Genomic DNA, 14884 nt, shown 5'->3' with positions numbered 1-14884 from the left:
TACAACACAACAATAAGAAGGTGATTTCCCATGCTCAAGCTCTCCCGGGCGCTGTTCTGCGCCGCCACCTTGTTCGTCGTGGGCCTGGCCCAGGCGGCGGACCCGATTGTGATCAAGTTCGCCCATGTGGTCGCCGAAAACACGCCCAAAGGCCAAGGCGCGTTGCTGTTCAAGAAACTTGCCGAAGAACGCCTGCCGGGCGTGGTCAAGGTCGAGGTGTACCCGAACTCGTCGCTGTTCGGCGACGGCAAGGAAATGGAAGCGCTGCTGTTGGGCGATGTGCAGATGCTCGCGCCGTCCCTGGCCAAGTTCGAGCAATACACCAGACAGGTGCAGATCTATGACCTGCCGTTCCTGTTCAACGACCTGGCCGCCGTCGACCGCTTCCAGGCCGCCCAAGGCAAGCAGTTACTGACCTCGATGCAGAACAAGAACATCCTCGGCCTGGCCTATTGGCACAACGGTCTCAAGCAGTTGTCGGCCAACAAAGCCCTGCACGAACCCAAGGACGCCCGTGGCCTGAAGTTCCGCGTGCAAGCCTCCAGCGTGCTTGAAGAACAGTTCAAGGCGATCCGCGCCAACCCGCGCAAGATGAGCTTTGCCGAGGTCTACCAGGGCTTGCAGACCGGTACGGTCAACGGCACCGAAAACACCTGGTCGAACTATGAAAGCCAGAAGGTCAACGAGGTGCAGAAGTACTTCACCGAGTCCAACCATGGCCTGATCGACTACATGGTGATCACCAACGCGAAGTTCTGGAACGGCCTGCCAGCGGATGTGCGCAGCACCCTGGAGCAGATCATGGCCGAGGTCACCGTTGAGGTGAACAAGCAGGCCGAGGCGCTGAACCAGTCGGCCAAACAGAAAATCGTCGACGCCAAGACCAGCGAAATCATCGAACTGACCCCCGCGCAACGCCAGCAATGGCGCGAAGCCATGCGCCCGGTCTGGCAGATGTTCGAAGGCGAGATCGGGGCTGACCTGATCAAGGCGGCGGATGCGTCCAACCTGTAATGCCGGGGCATACCGAGATCCCTCCCACAGGTTGATCCGGTTTCCACTCTGAAACCTATTCCCGCTTCGCGAGGTTTTGCCATGCAAACGCTCAGGCGCGTCTGGGAGCACCTGGAGGAAGGCGTCATTGCCTTCCTGCTGGCCGCCATGACCCTGGTGACATTCGTCTACGTCATGCTCAACAACATCTACACGCTGTTCTTTGCCCTGGCCGACCAGTGGGCCTGGAGCAGCCATTTTTTCAACGCCCTGGGCGACGGCACCATGACCTGGGCCCAGGACATGACCTGGAGCGTGGCGCTGACCAAGGCCATGTTCGGCTGGCTGATTTTCTTCGGCATTTCCTACGGCGTGCGTACCGCCGGCCACCTTGGGGTGGATGCGCTGGTCAAGCTGACCGGACGCCGGGTGCAGCGCTTGCTTGGGATGCTTGCCTGCCTGTGCTGCCTGGCCTACGCCGGGCTGTTCATGGTCGCCAGTTACAGGTGGGTGAGTGCGGTGATGACAGCACACATCGGCGCCGAAGACCTCGACCAGTTCGGCATCGATGTCGGCGACATCGTGCTCATCGTGCCGGTCGGTTTTGCCCTGGTGTTTATCCGCTACCTGGAAATTTTCTATCGCCTGTTCACCCACCGCCAGGTCGGGTTGGGGCTGGCCGACGAGGCCGGTGAGGCGAGCAAATTGGCCGGCGGCCATGAGGAGCGTCACTGATGGCCGTGCTCTGTCTGTTTCTGCTGTTGTTTGTGTTCATGTTCCTCGGCGTGCCCGTCGCGATTTCCCTCGGATTGTCTGGCGCGGTGTCGATCCTGATGTTCAGCCAGGACTCGGTGAGTTCCCTGGCGATCAAGCTGTTCGAAACCTCGGATGCCTATACCTTCCTGGCGATTCCGTTCTTCCTGCTGTCCGGTGCGTTCATGACCACCGGCGGCGTGGCGCAGCGGCTGATCGACTTCGCCAATGCGTGTGTCGGACATATCCGTGGCGGCCTGGCGATTGCGGCGGTGTTGGCGTGCATGTTGTTTGCCGCGCTGTCCGGTTCGTCACCGGCCACCGTGGCGGCCGTCGGTTCGATTGCGGTGGCCGGGATGGTGCGCTCCGGTTACCCGAAGGCGTTCGGCGCGGGCATCATCTGCAACGCCGGCACCCTGGGCATCCTGATTCCGCCGTCGATCGTGATGGTGGTGTATTCGGCCGCCACGGAAACGTCGGTCGGCAAGTTGTTCATGGCCGGGGTGATCCCGGGGCTGCTGCTGGGCCTGATGCTGATGGTCGCGATCTATATTGTGGCGCGCATCAAGAAGTTGCCGGCGCAGCCACGGGCGAGCTTTCGCGAGTGGTTGGCCTGCGCGCGCCGTGCGTTCTGGGGCTTGCTGCTGCTGGTGATCATCCTCGGCGGCATCTACAGCGGGATGTTCACCCCGACCGAAGCCGCGGCGGTGGCAGCGGTGTACTCGGCGTTTGTCGCGCTGTTCGTCTACAAGGACATGAGTCTGCGCGACTGTCCCAAGGTGCTGCTGGAGTCCGGGCGGCTGGCGATCATGCTGATGTTTATCATCGCCAATGCGATGCTCTTCGCCCATGTGTTGACCACCGAACAGATCCCCCAGGAAATCACCGCCTGGGTGCTGTCCGAAGGGCTCACGCCGATTGGCTTCCTGATCATGGTCAACGTGGTCTTGCTGATCGCCGGCAGTTTCATGGAACCGTCGGCGATCGTGTTGATCCTGGCGCCGATCTTCTTTCCGATCGCGATGAAGCTGGGCATCGATCCGATTCACTTGGGGATCGTGATGGTGGTGAATATGGAAATCGGCCTGGTCCACCCGCCGGTGGGCTTGAACCTGTTCGTGACCTCGGCGGTGACCGGCTTGACGCTGGGGCAGACCATTCGTGCGGCGATGCCGTGGCTGATGATCCTGTTGGTGTTCCTGATCATGGTCACCTACCTGCCGTTCATCTCGCTGGCGCTGCCGCACTGGCTGGGGATGTAGACCTCACGATGTGGGAGCCTGGCTCCCACCTTGCTCAGTGATCCAGCGCGCTCAGGATCGCATGGGCGACCTTGACCCGCTCGGCATTCGGATAGTTCTTGTTCGCCAGGATCACCACGCCCATGTCCTTGCTTGGCACATACGCCACATACGCGCCAAAGCCTGCGGTTGAGCCGGTTTTGTTGTACAGCACGTTGGCCGGTTGCGCTTGCGGCGTCGCCAGCCAATCGGGGCGGTGAGGTTCCATGGCCATCGGTGTCGAGTTGCCGTCAATCAGCGCTTGCAGGGCGATGGGGTAGGGGTAGTACTCCCAGCCCAGGCCCTGGGTCATGCCGTTCACGCGGTAATAACCAGCGTGGGTACTGGCGATGGCTTGTTGCAGCGGCTTTTCCAGGGTTTGCGGGTGCAGGTTGGCGATCACATAGCGCGCCAGGTCGTGGGTGCTGGTCTTGATGCCGTAGGCTTCGCTGTCCAGTGCGCCCGGGCTTACACGGACGGGTTTCTGCTGCTTGTCGTAGCCTTGGGCGTACTCGCCGGATTGCGCGGTGGGCACGCTGAGGTGGGTGTTGCTCAACCCCAGCTTGGGCAGCAGGGTGTGCTCCATGGCGACATTGAACGGCTGGCCCAGGCTTCGCGCCGCGAGGTAGCCAAACAGGCCGATGCTCGGGTTGGAATAGAGACGTTGCGCGCCTGGGGCGTAGCTGGGTTTCCAGCGCTGGAAGTAGCCGAGCATGGCGTCGGCGTTGTCGGCGGCATCCGGAAACTGCAGCGGCAGGCCGCCGGGGGTGTAGGTCGCCAGTTGCAGCAGGCTGATGCGGTCAAAGGCGCTGCCGGCCAACGCAGGCCAGTATTGGCTGGCCTTGTCCGACAGCGTGAGCTTGCCGATGGCCTGGGCGTAACCGCCCAGGGTTGCGGTGAAGGTTTTGCTCACTGAGCCGATTTCGAACAAGGTGTTTTGGTTGACCGGTTGCTGCGCTTCTTTCGATGCCATGCCGTAGTTAAAGTATTGCACCTTGCCGTTCTGCACCACCGCCACCGCCAGGCCGGGAATAGCCTGTTGCTGCATCAGCGGTTTGACGCTGGCGTCTACCACGGCCTGCAGGTCGGTGGCGGCCAGGCACTGGCCGGCGCCGAGAAACATTGCCAGCGCCGTTAAATGACGCACTCCAAATACCGCTTGTTGGGGCATGATATCGCTTCCATGAGTATGATCGATTGAATGAACAGCCTGCGCGGGCGTGCCAAAGGTAGACAGTTCGCCGGGCCTGGGCAAACGATGATATTTCGCACCAGCCATTAGAAAAATTAGGGGCAAGCATGCTGCGTTCCCATCTGCCTCTCAATGCCCTGCGCGCATTCGAGGCCTCCGCCCGGCACCTGAGTTTTACGCGGGCCGCCATTGAGTTATGTGTCACCCAGGCGGCGGTCAGCCACCAGGTCAAGAGCCTGGAGGCGCAACTGAACGTCACCCTGTTCAAACGCCTGCCGCGTGGCCTGATGCTGACCCGCGAAGGCGAGACGTTGTTGCCGGTGCTGCGCGAATCCTTCGACCGCATTGCCCACACCCTGGGCCAGTTCGAAGGCGGGCACTACCGCGAAGTGCTCAGCGTTGGCGCGGTCGGCACTTTTGCGGTGGGCTGGCTGCTGCCGCGGCTGGCGGACTTCCAGCACCGCTACCCGTTTATCGACCTGCGCCTGTCGACGCACAACAACCGTGTCGATGTCGCCGCCGAAGGCCTGGATTACGCGATCCGTTTCGGCGCCGGGGCCTGGCATGGCACCGACGCCTGCCCATTGTTCGAAGCGCCGCTGACGGTGCTCTGCGTGCCGTCAATCGCCGAGCAGTTACACACGCCGTCTGAGCTGTTGAAGCACACAGTGCTGCGCTCCTATCGCGCCGATGAGTGGAACCTGTGGTTCCAGGCCGCCGGGCTGCCTGCCGACACCCTGGTGCCGCGCAGCATCGTGTTCGACTCATCGTTGGCGATGATGGAAGCAGCGCTGCAGGGCGTCGGTGTGGCGTTGGCCCCGGCGGCGATGTTCGCGCGTCAACTGGAAAGTGATGCGATCCGCCAGCCCTTCAACGTGTGCATCAGCACCGGCAGCTATTGGTTGACGCGCCTGCAGTCACGCGCCGAAACCTCGGCGATGCAGGCGTTCAAGGCCTGGCTGACGGTGATGGCGGCGCAGGGCTGAGATTTTCATCAAGAAGCAAAATGAAACAGTTGTCGGCGGCTAACCTCTACACATTCAGAGGCGGTCAGGCCAGGTATTTGTTGAACCACCCCAGCGTGCGCTGCCACGCCAGGTTCGCCGCCGCCTCGTCATAACGCGGCGTCGAGTCGTTGTGAAAACCGTGGTTGGCGCCCTTGTAGATATACGCTTCATAGGTAGTGCCCGCGGCCTTCAGGGCCTTTTCATAGGCCGGCCAGCCTTCGTTGATCCGCGTATCCAGTTCGCCGTAATGCAGCATGATCGGTGCCTTGATGCGCGGCACGTCCTTGGCCTCTGGCTGCCGCCCGTAAAATGACACGGCGGCGCCCAGCTCCGGGTAGGCCACGGCTGCTGCATTGACCACGCCGCCGCCATAGCAGAAGCCGGTAATCCCGACTTTGCCGGTGCTGTTGTCGTGGTGCATCAGCCACTCGATGGCGGCGAAGAAGTCGTTCATCAGCTTGGTCGGGTCGACTTTTTGTTGCAGCGCTACGCCTTTTTCATCGTTGCCGGGGTAGCCCCCCACGGATGTCAGGCCATCCGGCGCGAGGGCGATAAAGCCGGCCTTGGCCAGGCGGCGGGCGACGTCTTCGATATACGGGTTGAGGCCGCGGTTTTCATGCACCACGACCACGGCGGGGACTTTGCCGGTGGTCTTGGCCGGGCGCACCAGATAGCCGCGCACCGTGCCGTTGCCCTTGGGCGAAGGGTAGGTGATGTAGTCCGCGACGATGTCCGGGTCGGTGAATTTCACTTGCTCGGCCAGCGCATAGTTGGGGCTCAGGGCGGCGAGCAGCGCCGACGCGGTGAGCCCGCCGAAGGTGAACAGTGCAGCGCGGTCGAGAAACTCGCGGCGGTTGATCTTGCCGTGGGCGTAGCCGTCGTAGAGCTCCAGCAGTTCGGGGGCGAAGTCTTTCGCGGTGAGACGAGTCATCGGTGCAGTCCTCGATTAGCGGTGCCAGTCAATGTAGACCAGGATCACGCGTTGCGAGCGTGGGCGGCGGCGGCCAGTTGCCCGGTATCGACGCGCACGAACACCGAATCGCCGATCGCCGTGAGCACATCGCCGGCGTAAACCTCGCAGACCACGCGGCTTTTACGCCCCACATCGCCCTCGACCCGGGCACGCAAGGTCAGCGTGACACCCAGGGGCGTGGGCTTGATGAATTTGATCCCGAGATGCCCGGTCACGCAGTCGATACGCGGCAGGCTGCCGGGTTCGCGTTGTTCGGCGCGGTAGTGGTAGGCCATGGCGGTCCAGTTCGAGTGGCAGTCCACCAGCATGGCGATCAGGCCGCCGTAGACCAGATCCGGCCAGCCGCTGTATTTCGCTTCCGGTTGGTGCTCGGCGACCACGTGAATGCCGTCGGCATCCCAGCGGCTCTTGATATGCAGGCCATGGGGGTTGTTGCCGCCGCAGCCGTAGCAGATGCCTTCGGGGGCGGTGGTGTCTTGCAGTGACGGGGTGTGCATGCCAAGTCCTTATTGTTCTGGGAGGGGACTGTCCTGTTTAACAGGACGCGCGCCGGATGGGAATAATGCCATCGCCGCAGACGCTAGCGCGCAAACCGCTTGGCTCCGGCCACACAGCCGATCACCGCGACTGTCACCAGCACCATGCCCAGGCTGACCTGCTCATGCAGCAGGCCCGCCGCCAGCGCCAGGCCGAAGAACGGTTGCAGCAACTGCAACTGGCCGACCGCGGCGATGCCGCCTTGGGCCAGCCCGCGGTACCAGAACACAAACCCGATCAACATGCTGAACAGCGCCACATAGCCCAGGCTCAGCCACGCCGGCAGGCTGATGCCAGTGAAGGTCGGCGGCGCGAGCATCAGGCTCAACGGCAGCGCCACCGGCAACGACACCACCAGCGCCCAACAGATCACTTGCCAGCCGCCCAGGCTGCGCGACAGCTTGGCGCCCTCGGCGTAACCCAGGCCGCACACCAGCACCGCCAACAGCATCAGCAGGTCACCGGCCGGGGCGGCGCTCAGGCCCTGGGCGACGGCATACCCCATCACCAGCGCGCTGCCCAGGATCGAAAACAACCAGAACACCGGGCGTGGCCGCTCACCGCCGCGCAGTACGCCAAAGAGCGCCGTGGCCAGCGGCAACAGGCCGATAAACACGATGGAGTGCGCGGACGTCACGTATTGCAGGGCCAGCGCCGTCAGCAAGGGGAAGCCGATGACCACGCCGAGGGCGACGATGACCAGGGGCAGCCATTGCGCGCGTGTTGGGCGTTTTTCCTTGAAAAAAACCAACAGGCACAACGCCAACACGCCGGCCAGGGTGGCGCGCAGCAGGGTGAGGAACACCGGTTCGAATTCCATCACCGCCAGGCGCGTCGCCGGCAACGAACCGCTGAAAATCACCACGCCGATAAAGCCATTGATCCAACCCTGGGTGCTGTTGGCCAGGGGATTGAGCGGTGAGGTCTGTTCCATGAAGGGGGCCCGAAAAAAGGAGAGGTTGCGTGCGGGCCATGCTAGGCAGGAAGATTAAGACAATCAAAAAATTGTCATGGATACATCGCCCATGCCCCGCGCCCGTTACAAAAACCTGGTCGACACCTTCGCCGAGGACATCCGCAGCGGCAGGCTGTCGCCCGGCGAGCGTCTGCCGACCCATCGGCAATTGGCCGCGCGCCACGGCCTCGCGCTGGTCACCGCGAGCCGCGTGTACAGCGAGCTGGCGGCGATGGGCCTGGTCAGCGGTGAAACCGGTCGCGGCACCTTCGTGCGCGAGATCTCGCTGCCGCCGGGGCAGGGCAGTGGGCAGATGAGCGTGGCGCCGGGCATGCTGGATCTGAATTTCAACTACCCGTCATTGCCGGGCCAGGCCGAGCTGCTGCGCACGGCATTGCGTCAACTGGCGCTGTCCGGCGATCTGCAAGCGTTACTGCGTTACCAGCCCCACGCCGGGCGCCAGCATGAACGCGCGGCGGTGGCGCGCCATCTGCTGAGTCGAGGGCTGACGGTCGAGGCCGACCAGGTGCTGCTGGTCAGCGGCGCGCAACATGGGTTGGCCGTGACGCTGATGGCGCTGCTCAAACCGGGGGATGTGATTGCCGTCGATGCGCTGACCTATTCAGGCTTCAAGGTGCTGGCCGAGACCCTGCACCTGGAAATGCTGGCGATCCCGCTCACTGCCAGCGGCCCCGACCTCGATCATCTGCACAGCCTGTGTCGCAAGCATCCGGTCCGCGCGGTGTATAGCATGCCGACCGTGCATAACCCGCTGGGTTGGGTGATGAGCCTGGAGCAACGCGAGCAGTTGGTAGCCATCGCCCGTCAGCACAACCTGATGATCATCGAGGACGCGGCCTACGCATTTCTGGCAGAACACGCGCCACCGCCGTTGGCGACCCTCGCGCCGGAACGCACGGTGTATGTCGGCGGCTTTTCGAAAAGCGTCGCCACCGGCCTGCGGGTCGGCTTTGTGTCAGCCCCGGCAGCGTGGGTGAAGGCCCTGGAACGCAGCATCATGGCCACGACCTGGAATGTGCCGGGAGTAATGAGCGCGATTGCCGTGGCCTGGCTCGACGACGGCACGGTGGCTCAACTGGAAGCACAGAAACGCCAGGATGCCCGGGCGCGCCAGGCATTGGCGGCACAGGTGCTGAAGGGGCTGACGTACATCAGCCATCCTTCGTCGTATTTTCTCTGGTTGCCCCTGGCGGAAGAGGCCCGCGCCGATCAGATCGCCATGACCTTGCAGCGCGAAAATATCGCCGTGTCCACCGCCGAACCGTTTGCCGTATCGGCCCATGTACCGCATGCGCTGCGCCTGGCGTTGGGCTCGGTGGACATGACGGCGCTGCGCGAGGCCTTGCTGGCGGTACGCAAGGTGGTGGCGTGGTGAAGCTATCCGGCACTTCCTGCTTAACTGGCACATCGCTATGCTACGGCGAAAACAACAAACCGCCTTGTGAGAAAACATGGACTTTAATTGGCACAGCGACCCCATCACCCGCAGCACCCCGATCACCCCGCGCTACAAAAACACCCAGAACGTGCGCCGTTTCATGCTTGAACACTGCGGCCCGGGGTTTAAGTTCGACCGCGCATTCATGGCCTGGATTCGCAACGATACGGCCAAAACCCTCGGCGATATGGTGGATGAGTGGCAGCGTCGAAACGCCGGCTTATGATTACTCAAGGCATGGCGACACTGGTTAACTACGGCACCCATTTGACGCCAGGCCTGCTGCTGTTCGGCGCGTGGTTCGCGCTCACACCCAGGTCGATGACGGCGATCCGCATCCTGATTCTGTTGGCGGCGTTTGTGCTGATGCGCGATGCGATGACGCCGTTGCGCATGTGGGCGCTCAGTGACGATGTGCAGATAGCATTCACCGCCAACACCTTTGTGCTGGCGGCGCTGGGCGGTCTATCGCTGTTGCTGGTTGCCGGGCTCGCGTGGGTAGCGCCGGACTTGTCGCGGCTGGTCTTGTGGTCCAAGGGCAATTGCGCCGTCGGACTGGCGAGGGGCCTGGCGGTGGGCTGCCTGATCGGCGTACCGCTGCGGCTTTACCAGGGCGTGGATACGCAAGCGATCCACGATTACTGGGTGTGGCTGCCAGGCATGGTGGTATTGGCCTATGGCGCCAATGCGTTGGAAGAGGTGTTGTTTCGCGGTTATCTGCAGGGGTATCTGGAACAACAACTGACGCCACTGCGGGCGGCCTTGATCAGCGGCGTGGCGTTCGCGGCCTGCCATGCGTTCCTGGCCCTGAGCGTCACTCAATTGGGCTGGCCGGTGTTGCTGTTTACCCTGATCGAAGGGCTGGCCTGCGCGTTGTTGCGCATGCGTCATGGTGTGTTGGCCGCGACGCTCGCCCATGGCACGGCGATCCTGTTGATTGCCGTGCCTCTGGTTGCCTGAATGAGCAGCGCAACCAGGTGGGAGCGGTGGCTCCCACCGTTGGACCGCGCGTCAGCGTGGCGTGAGCGCCGGCGTGCGCGGCGGAATCAGGCGTTTGCTGCCGGTGGCTTCATACGCTGACGCCAGCTGCAGCAACCTGGAGTCATCGTAGGCGCGCCCGGCAAAGGTCAGCCCGACCGGCATGCCGATATCCGCCATCACGCCCATCGGCACGGTAACGGTCGGCACGCCCAAGTGGCGGATGGCAAGGTTGCCGTTGGCCACCCACACGCCATTGCTCCAGGCGATGTCGGCGGACGCTTCGTTCACATCGGCATCGGCAGGGCCGACGTCGGCGACGGTGGGGAAGATCACGGCATCGAGGCCGAGCTTATCCATCCAGTCTTCGAGGTCGATGCGCCGGGTCTGTTCGAGGCCGCGCAGGCCGTCGGGCAGGGTGCTGATCTGGTTCCACGGGGTGATCCCGCGTTGGGCCATCCGCACGTATTCGTCCATGCCGGCGGCCAGTTCGTCTTCACGGTTGGGCAAGGTGCCGGGGTCATGGGGGAAAATCTTCGGCCCGTCGACATCCGCCAGGCGGTTCAGGTTCGGGTCGTTATTGGCGCGCAGGAAGTCATCGAAGGCCCACGCGGACAGTTCCCACAACTCATCGTGGAGGAATTCCTTGGACACCAGGCCACGGGTAAACACCGTCGGTGCGCCGGGGCGGTCGCCTTCGCAGTTGGACACCAGGGGGAAGTCCACTTCGATGACTTCGGCGCCGGCCGCTTCGAGGGCCTGGCGCGCGGCTTGCCACAGGGCGATTACGCTGGCGCGGGTGATGATCTTTTGCCCGGTCGGGCCACCGATGCCGGGTTTCTCGCTGGTGCCGGCGTCGGGGTCGGCGTTGATGTACATGCGCGGTACGCCAAAGCGTTTGCCGGCGAGGGATGCTGCGGTCGCGGCCAGTTCAGCGTAAGCCGCCGGGCGCACCGAAGCGACGCTGGGGATGGGCACCCAAGGTTGCAGGCGCCACAGGTCGCCGCGGGTGTCGGGGTCTTCGGCGACCACCACGTCGAGTACTTCCAGCAGGTCGGCCATGGTGCGCGCATAAGGCACCACCACGTCCATGGTGGGGGTCAGCGGCCAGTTGCCGCGCACCGAAATCACCCCACGGGACGGGGTATAGGCACACAGGCCGTTGTTGGACGCCGGGCCACGCCCGCTCGACCAGGTTTCTTCCGCCAGACCGAATGCCGCGAAGCTCGCGGCAGTCGCGGTGCCGGCGCCGTTGGACGAGCCGGAGGCAAACGGTGCCGTCAGGTAGGCGGCGTTATACGGGCTTTCCGCGCGGCCGTACACGCCACGCTGCATGCCGCCATTGGCCATCGGCGGCATGTTGGTCTTGCCCAGGCAGATGGCACCACCGGCCCGCAGCCGTTCGATGCTGAAGGCGTCGCGCTGGGCAACCAGTTTGGCGAACGCCGGACTGCCGGACGCCGCCGTGAGGCCCTTGATCAGGTAACTGTCCTTGGCGGTATAGGGAATGCCGTCGAGCGGTCCCAGCGTTGCGCCCTTGGCCCGGCGCGCATCGGACGCCTCGGCTTCGTCCAGGGCCGCGGGGTTGCGCACCACTACGGCATTCAGCGCGGTCGCGGTCTGCGCGCCGTCGTAGGCGTCGATCCGCGCCAGATAAGCCTGGACCAGTTCGACGGCCGTGGTCTGGCCGGACTCAAGCGCCGCGCGCAATTGGGCAATGGAGACTTCGGTAACTTGCATCAGGTTTTTTTCGCCGCCTTCAAGTGGGGGTATGGCGGCAGTCTACGGACAGATATTTCACAAAACCAGCGCCGCATAACCTTCGAAAGCGCTGCGCATGACCTGCCATGTGAAGTCGTCGGCGGGAATCAGATGCTCGATCCGCAGCGAGGTGAGGGTAATGTCCTGGGGCATGCCGAAGGTGGTGAAGGTCGATAGAAAGTTCAGCTCGCCCTGGGTCGAGCGCGCGCGGGTCAACACCAGTGGCGGCATGTCGCTGGGCAGTTCGGTGTGGGCGGGCACCGGCAGGCTGGTCAGCAGTGCCGCCAACGATGGGTTGGTCAAGGCCTCGCGGGTTGCCCGTTGCCAGGCGAGGGTGCGGATCTCTTCGGCGTTGATCAGGTGATCGCCCAGGCCGCCCGATTGCAGCAGGGTGCTCAGCAGGTTCACGCCATCGGCGGCGCCCGGGTCGATCCCGACCAAGCCAAAGAGCACGGCAGTGCTGGTGTTGGCCGCCAGCACCTGCCACTCACTGCCGAGCAGAATCGCCGGGGCGGGGTTGTTGGCGTGCAGCACATGGCTGACCGCTTCGCGAATGGCCGCCATGGCCGGCGAGGCGAGGGGGGTGGCGGCATAACGCGGGGCAAAGCCGGCGGCGAGGAATACGCGGTTGCACTGGTCGAGGGGCACCTGCAGCGCGCTCAGCAGATTGTGCAGGGTGCCGGGGCTCGGCTTGGCGCGGCCGGTTTCCAGGCAACTGAGATGACGCTGCGAGACTCCGGTGATCAGGGCCAGGTCGAGCTGGCTCAACTGTGCCTGGCGGCGCAGCCGGCGCAAGTGTTCGCCGGCGGTAGCAGGATTGTCCATGGCGTGACCATGACCTCCGAGGTCATTGCGAGGGGCTGAACCTTATCACTATCGTGGGCCTCGATCACTTCAAGGAAGAGACCATGCACAGACCCTTTATCGCCCTGGCCGGTTTGCTCGGGTTTTCGCTGTATACGCTGATAACGATGCTGACCGCGGAGCAGTCGCTGCTGGCGTTTGGCCGGCAATTGCTGTCGCGCCCGGACACCGCGCAAGTGGTGATCGACCTGTACCTGATGGCGCTGCTGGCTTGTGTGTGGATGTACCGCGACGCCCGGCGGCGAGGGCGGTCGGTGGCGTCGGTGCTGCCTTACTGGGTGCTGACGGCGCTGTTCGTTTCGGTGGGGCCGCTGCTCTATATCGTCATCACGGGGTTGCGGGATGAATGAGCTATTGCGTGTCTATGCACTGTGCGTGTTGATGCTGTGCCTGAAGATGCTGGCGATTTCCTGCTATCAGGGCTTCTTCCGCCTGCGCGCGCGGGCGTTCACTAATCCCGAAGATGCGGCTTTCTTCAACCGTGCGCCGCAGCCAGACGAACTGCCGCAAGTCGGCCGTGCCGCCAGGGCGTGGGCCAATGACCTGGAGAACATTCCGCTGTTTTTTGTCCTCGGCGGGCTGTGTGTCGTGGCGGGCACCGCTTCGGTAGCCACGGGAGTGCTGTTCGGGGTTTTTACCCTGGCGCGGGTGGCACACACGCTCATGTACCTGATGGAGTGCCAGCCCTGGCGCACGCTGGCCTATGGGGTGGGCGTGGCGTGTCTGATCGGGTTGGGCGCGATGCTCGTGTTGAAAATGATATGAAGGGCACCGGCGTCCTCAAGCGCTAGCTGTAGGCGCCGGCCCCGTGCGATCGAGCCGCCGGATGCCCCGGCAGGCTCAACCGATCAAACGCCTTTGGTCGACGGCAACAGAATCGTCAGAACCCCCAGCAACGGCAGGAACGAGCACAGCGTGTAGACGTACTCGATGCCATGGCTGTCCGCGAGCAACCCCAGCAATGCCGCGCCGATACCGCTGAAGCCGAACATCAGGCCAAAGAACACGCCGGCGATCATCCCGACATTGCCCGGCACCAGCTCCTGGGCGAATACGACGATGGCGGAGAACGCCGACGCCAGGATGAAACCGATCACCACGCTGAGCATCGCGGTCCAGAACAGGTCGACATACGGCAGGGCCAGGGTGAACGGCGCCGCGCCGAGGATGGAGAACCAGATGACGGTCCTGCGTCCGATCCGGTCGCCGATCGGCCCGCCAAAGAAGGTGCCCGCAGCCACCGCGCCGAGGAACAGGAACAGGTAAAGCTGGGAACTGGCGACCGACAGGTTGAATTTCTCGATCAGATAGAAGGTGAAATAGCTGGTCAGGCTGGACATGTAGAAGTACTTGGAAAACACCAGCAAGGCCAGCACCACCAAGGCAAAGGTCACGCGGCCTTTCGACAGGCCGTGGGTGGCTTTGCTGCCTTGCTTGAGCTTGAACAAATTGAGGTGGTTGCGGTACCAGCGGCTCAAGCCATACAGCACCAGGATCGCGAACACCGCAAACAGGCCGAACCAGGCGATATGCCCCTGGCCGTAGGGAATGACGATCGCCGCCGCCAGCAGTGGGCCGAACGCGCTGCCAGCGTTGCCGCCGACCTGGAAGGTCGATTGCGCCAGGCCGTAGCGCCCGCCGGAAGCCAGGCGGGCCACCCGCGACGTTTCCGGGTGGAAGGTCGACGAGCCGACGCCGATCAGCGCCGACGCCAGCAGGATCGCCGGGAACGTGCCGACAAACGCGAGCATCAGGATGCCAATCAAAGTACACACCATGCCCGCCGGCAGCAGCCAGGGCTTGGGGTGGCGGTCGGTGTGGTAGCCGATCCACGGTTGTAGCAGGGAGGCGGTCAGTTGGAAGGTCAGGGTGATCAGGCCGACCTGGGTGAAGCTCAGCCCGTAGTTGGCCTTGAGCATTGGGTAGATCGAGGGCAGCACGGCCTGGATCAGGTCATTGATCAAATGCGCCAGGGCGCAGGCGCCGAGGACGCGCATGACCAAGGGGCTGACTTGGGGCGGGCTGGAGGTGGCAGCGGGAGACGCGGTCAAGGTCGACATGCAGGCATTCCATACAAGGCAGTGAACGATGGGGACGGGCAGCGATGATTTAAACCGCCGCTCCATGGATGA

16 protein-coding genes are annotated in these 14884 nt (G+C 63.5%); 9 read left to right on the top strand and 7 right to left on the bottom strand.

The features are described from left to right. Positions 1 to 30 precede the first annotated feature (30 nt). The 3 genes from JN756_RS17070 (at position 31) to dctM (ending at position 3008) form a co-directional block, all read left to right on the top strand. Positions 31 to 1014 (top strand): TRAP transporter substrate-binding protein, encoded by a 984-nt coding sequence (locus JN756_RS17070; RefSeq protein WP_079444003.1) that lies wholly within the window; start codon positions 31 to 33, stop codon positions 1012 to 1014. An 81-nt stretch (positions 1015 to 1095) separates the two neighbouring features. Further along, positions 1096 to 1728: a TRAP transporter small permease gene (locus JN756_RS17065; RefSeq protein WP_057004636.1), complete on the top strand. Its 633-nt coding sequence runs from the start codon at positions 1096 to 1098 to the stop codon at positions 1726 to 1728. Beyond that, positions 1728 to 3008, top strand: coding sequence for a C4-dicarboxylate TRAP transporter large permease protein DctM (gene dctM / locus JN756_RS17060; RefSeq protein ID WP_017846452.1), 1281 nt, complete (start codon positions 1728 to 1730; stop codon positions 3006 to 3008). The genes JN756_RS17065 and dctM overlap by 1 nt, the downstream gene beginning before the upstream one ends. A 34-nt stretch (positions 3009 to 3042) precedes the next feature. On the opposite strand, the gene ampC is transcribed toward dctM, so the two are convergent. Then, on the bottom strand, positions 3043 to 4197 hold the full coding sequence (ampC, locus tag JN756_RS17055) for a class C beta-lactamase (RefSeq protein ID WP_057004635.1): 1155 nt from the start codon (positions 4195 to 4197) through the stop codon (positions 3043 to 3045). A 128-nt stretch (positions 4198 to 4325) separates the two neighbouring features. Between ampC and JN756_RS17050 the strand changes: the two genes are divergently transcribed. Next, positions 4326 to 5204 carry a LysR family transcriptional regulator gene (locus JN756_RS17050; protein WP_108524239.1) on the top strand — a complete coding sequence of 293 codons (879 nt, stop codon included), beginning with the start codon at positions 4326 to 4328 and terminating at the stop codon, positions 5202 to 5204. 64 nt (positions 5205 to 5268) lie between these two features. Here JN756_RS17050 and yghX read toward each other — a convergent pair whose 3' ends face one another. From yghX to JN756_RS17035, 3 genes are all read right to left on the bottom strand, one after another. Continuing rightward, positions 5269 to 6156, bottom strand: a complete 888-nt coding sequence (gene yghX / locus JN756_RS17045; protein ID WP_102617552.1) for a YghX family hydrolase — start codon at positions 6154 to 6156, stop codon at positions 5269 to 5271. 44 nt (positions 6157 to 6200) lie between these two features. Beyond that, positions 6201 to 6695 carry a PaaI family thioesterase gene (locus tag JN756_RS17040; protein WP_046383638.1) on the bottom strand — a complete coding sequence of 165 codons (495 nt, stop codon included), beginning with the start codon at positions 6693 to 6695 and terminating at the stop codon, positions 6201 to 6203. Between the two features lie 83 nt (positions 6696 to 6778). Further along, positions 6779 to 7669 (bottom strand): DMT family transporter, encoded by an 891-nt coding sequence (locus tag JN756_RS17035; RefSeq protein ID WP_079443998.1) that lies wholly within the window; start codon positions 7667 to 7669, stop codon positions 6779 to 6781. A gap of 91 nt (positions 7670 to 7760) precedes the next feature. Between JN756_RS17035 and JN756_RS17030 the strand changes: the two genes are divergently transcribed. The 3 genes from JN756_RS17030 (at position 7761) to JN756_RS17020 (ending at position 10109) form a co-directional block, all read left to right on the top strand. Beyond that, positions 7761 to 9086: an aminotransferase-like domain-containing protein gene (locus tag JN756_RS17030; protein ID WP_046383636.1), complete on the top strand. Its 1326-nt coding sequence runs from the start codon at positions 7761 to 7763 to the stop codon at positions 9084 to 9086. Between the two features lie 76 nt (positions 9087 to 9162). Continuing rightward, positions 9163 to 9375, top strand: coding sequence for a DUF6434 domain-containing protein (locus JN756_RS17025; RefSeq protein ID WP_046383635.1), 213 nt, complete (start codon positions 9163 to 9165; stop codon positions 9373 to 9375). After that, complete coding sequence (locus tag JN756_RS17020) at positions 9372 to 10109, top strand: CPBP family intramembrane glutamic endopeptidase (protein WP_057004631.1); 738 nt, start codon at positions 9372 to 9374, stop codon at positions 10107 to 10109. Before JN756_RS17025 ends, JN756_RS17020 begins: the two co-directional genes overlap by 4 nt. A 51-nt stretch (positions 10110 to 10160) precedes the next feature. Here the strand turns inward: JN756_RS17020 and JN756_RS17015 are convergent, their stop codons facing one another. Continuing rightward, positions 10161 to 11870: an amidase gene (locus JN756_RS17015; protein WP_162231536.1), complete on the bottom strand. Its 1710-nt coding sequence runs from the start codon at positions 11868 to 11870 to the stop codon at positions 10161 to 10163. Positions 11871 to 11924: 54 nt separating this feature from the next. Continuing rightward, positions 11925 to 12713 carry a helix-turn-helix domain-containing protein gene (locus JN756_RS17010; protein WP_201021105.1) on the bottom strand — a complete coding sequence of 263 codons (789 nt, stop codon included), beginning with the start codon at positions 12711 to 12713 and terminating at the stop codon, positions 11925 to 11927. A gap of 83 nt (positions 12714 to 12796) precedes the next feature. Between JN756_RS17010 and JN756_RS17005 the strand changes: the two genes are divergently transcribed. Together JN756_RS17005 and JN756_RS17000 are read left to right on the top strand one after the other, a co-directional pair. Next, positions 12797 to 13102 (top strand): DUF2834 domain-containing protein, encoded by a 306-nt coding sequence (locus tag JN756_RS17005; RefSeq protein ID WP_017846441.1) that lies wholly within the window; start codon positions 12797 to 12799, stop codon positions 13100 to 13102. Beyond that, complete coding sequence (locus tag JN756_RS17000) at positions 13095 to 13517, top strand: MAPEG family protein (protein ID WP_046383631.1); 423 nt, start codon at positions 13095 to 13097, stop codon at positions 13515 to 13517. The genes JN756_RS17005 and JN756_RS17000 overlap by 8 nt, the downstream gene beginning before the upstream one ends. Positions 13518 to 13600: 83 nt before the next feature. On the opposite strand, the gene JN756_RS16995 is transcribed toward JN756_RS17000, so the two are convergent. Then, a complete protein-coding gene (locus JN756_RS16995; RefSeq protein ID WP_017846439.1) occupies positions 13601 to 14812 on the bottom strand; it encodes an MFS transporter in 1212 nt (403 codons plus the stop codon). Positions 14813 to 14884 lie beyond the last annotated feature (72 nt).

This window comes from Pseudomonas sp. Y39-6, from assembly GCF_023651955.1.
In the GTDB taxonomy this organism is placed as follows: Bacteria; Pseudomonadota; Gammaproteobacteria; order Pseudomonadales; family Pseudomonadaceae; genus Aquipseudomonas; species Aquipseudomonas veronii.
Note: the sequence above shows the minus strand (reverse complement) of the source record. Positions and strands in the feature narration are given on the sequence as shown.

What these genes read in the sequence shown, in the direction of transcription:
- JN756_RS17070 (WP_079444003.1), top strand. Translation starts at nt 31, where the DNA reads ATGCTCAAGCTCTCCCGGGCGCTGTTCTGCGCCGCCACCTTGTTCGTC.
- JN756_RS17065 (WP_057004636.1), top strand. Translation starts at nt 1,096, where the DNA reads ATGCAAACGCTCAGGCGCGTCTGGGAGCACCTGGAGGAAGGCGTCATT.
- dctM (WP_017846452.1), top strand. Translation starts at nt 1,728, where the DNA reads ATGGCCGTGCTCTGTCTGTTTCTGCTGTTGTTTGTGTTCATGTTCCTC.
- ampC (WP_057004635.1), bottom strand. Translation starts at nt 4,197, where the DNA reads ATGCCCCAACAAGCGGTATTTGGAGTGCGTCATTTAACGGCGCTGGCA.
- JN756_RS17050 (WP_108524239.1), top strand. Translation starts at nt 4,326, where the DNA reads ATGCTGCGTTCCCATCTGCCTCTCAATGCCCTGCGCGCATTCGAGGCC.
- yghX (WP_102617552.1), bottom strand. Translation starts at nt 6,156, where the DNA reads ATGACTCGTCTCACCGCGAAAGACTTCGCCCCCGAACTGCTGGAGCTC.
- JN756_RS17040 (WP_046383638.1), bottom strand. Translation starts at nt 6,695, where the DNA reads ATGCACACCCCGTCACTGCAAGACACCACCGCCCCCGAAGGCATCTGC.
- JN756_RS17035 (WP_079443998.1), bottom strand. Translation starts at nt 7,669, where the DNA reads ATGGAACAGACCTCACCGCTCAATCCCCTGGCCAACAGCACCCAGGGT.
- JN756_RS17030 (WP_046383636.1), top strand. Translation starts at nt 7,761, where the DNA reads ATGCCCCGCGCCCGTTACAAAAACCTGGTCGACACCTTCGCCGAGGAC.
- JN756_RS17025 (WP_046383635.1), top strand. Translation starts at nt 9,163, where the DNA reads ATGGACTTTAATTGGCACAGCGACCCCATCACCCGCAGCACCCCGATC.
- JN756_RS17020 (WP_057004631.1), top strand. Translation starts at nt 9,372, where the DNA reads ATGATTACTCAAGGCATGGCGACACTGGTTAACTACGGCACCCATTTG.
- JN756_RS17010 (WP_201021105.1), bottom strand. Translation starts at nt 12,713, where the DNA reads ATGGACAATCCTGCTACCGCCGGCGAACACTTGCGCCGGCTGCGCCGC.
- JN756_RS17005 (WP_017846441.1), top strand. Translation starts at nt 12,797, where the DNA reads ATGCACAGACCCTTTATCGCCCTGGCCGGTTTGCTCGGGTTTTCGCTG.
- JN756_RS17000 (WP_046383631.1), top strand. Translation starts at nt 13,095, where the DNA reads ATGAATGAGCTATTGCGTGTCTATGCACTGTGCGTGTTGATGCTGTGC.
- JN756_RS16995 (WP_017846439.1), bottom strand. Translation starts at nt 14,812, where the DNA reads ATGTCGACCTTGACCGCGTCTCCCGCTGCCACCTCCAGCCCGCCCCAA.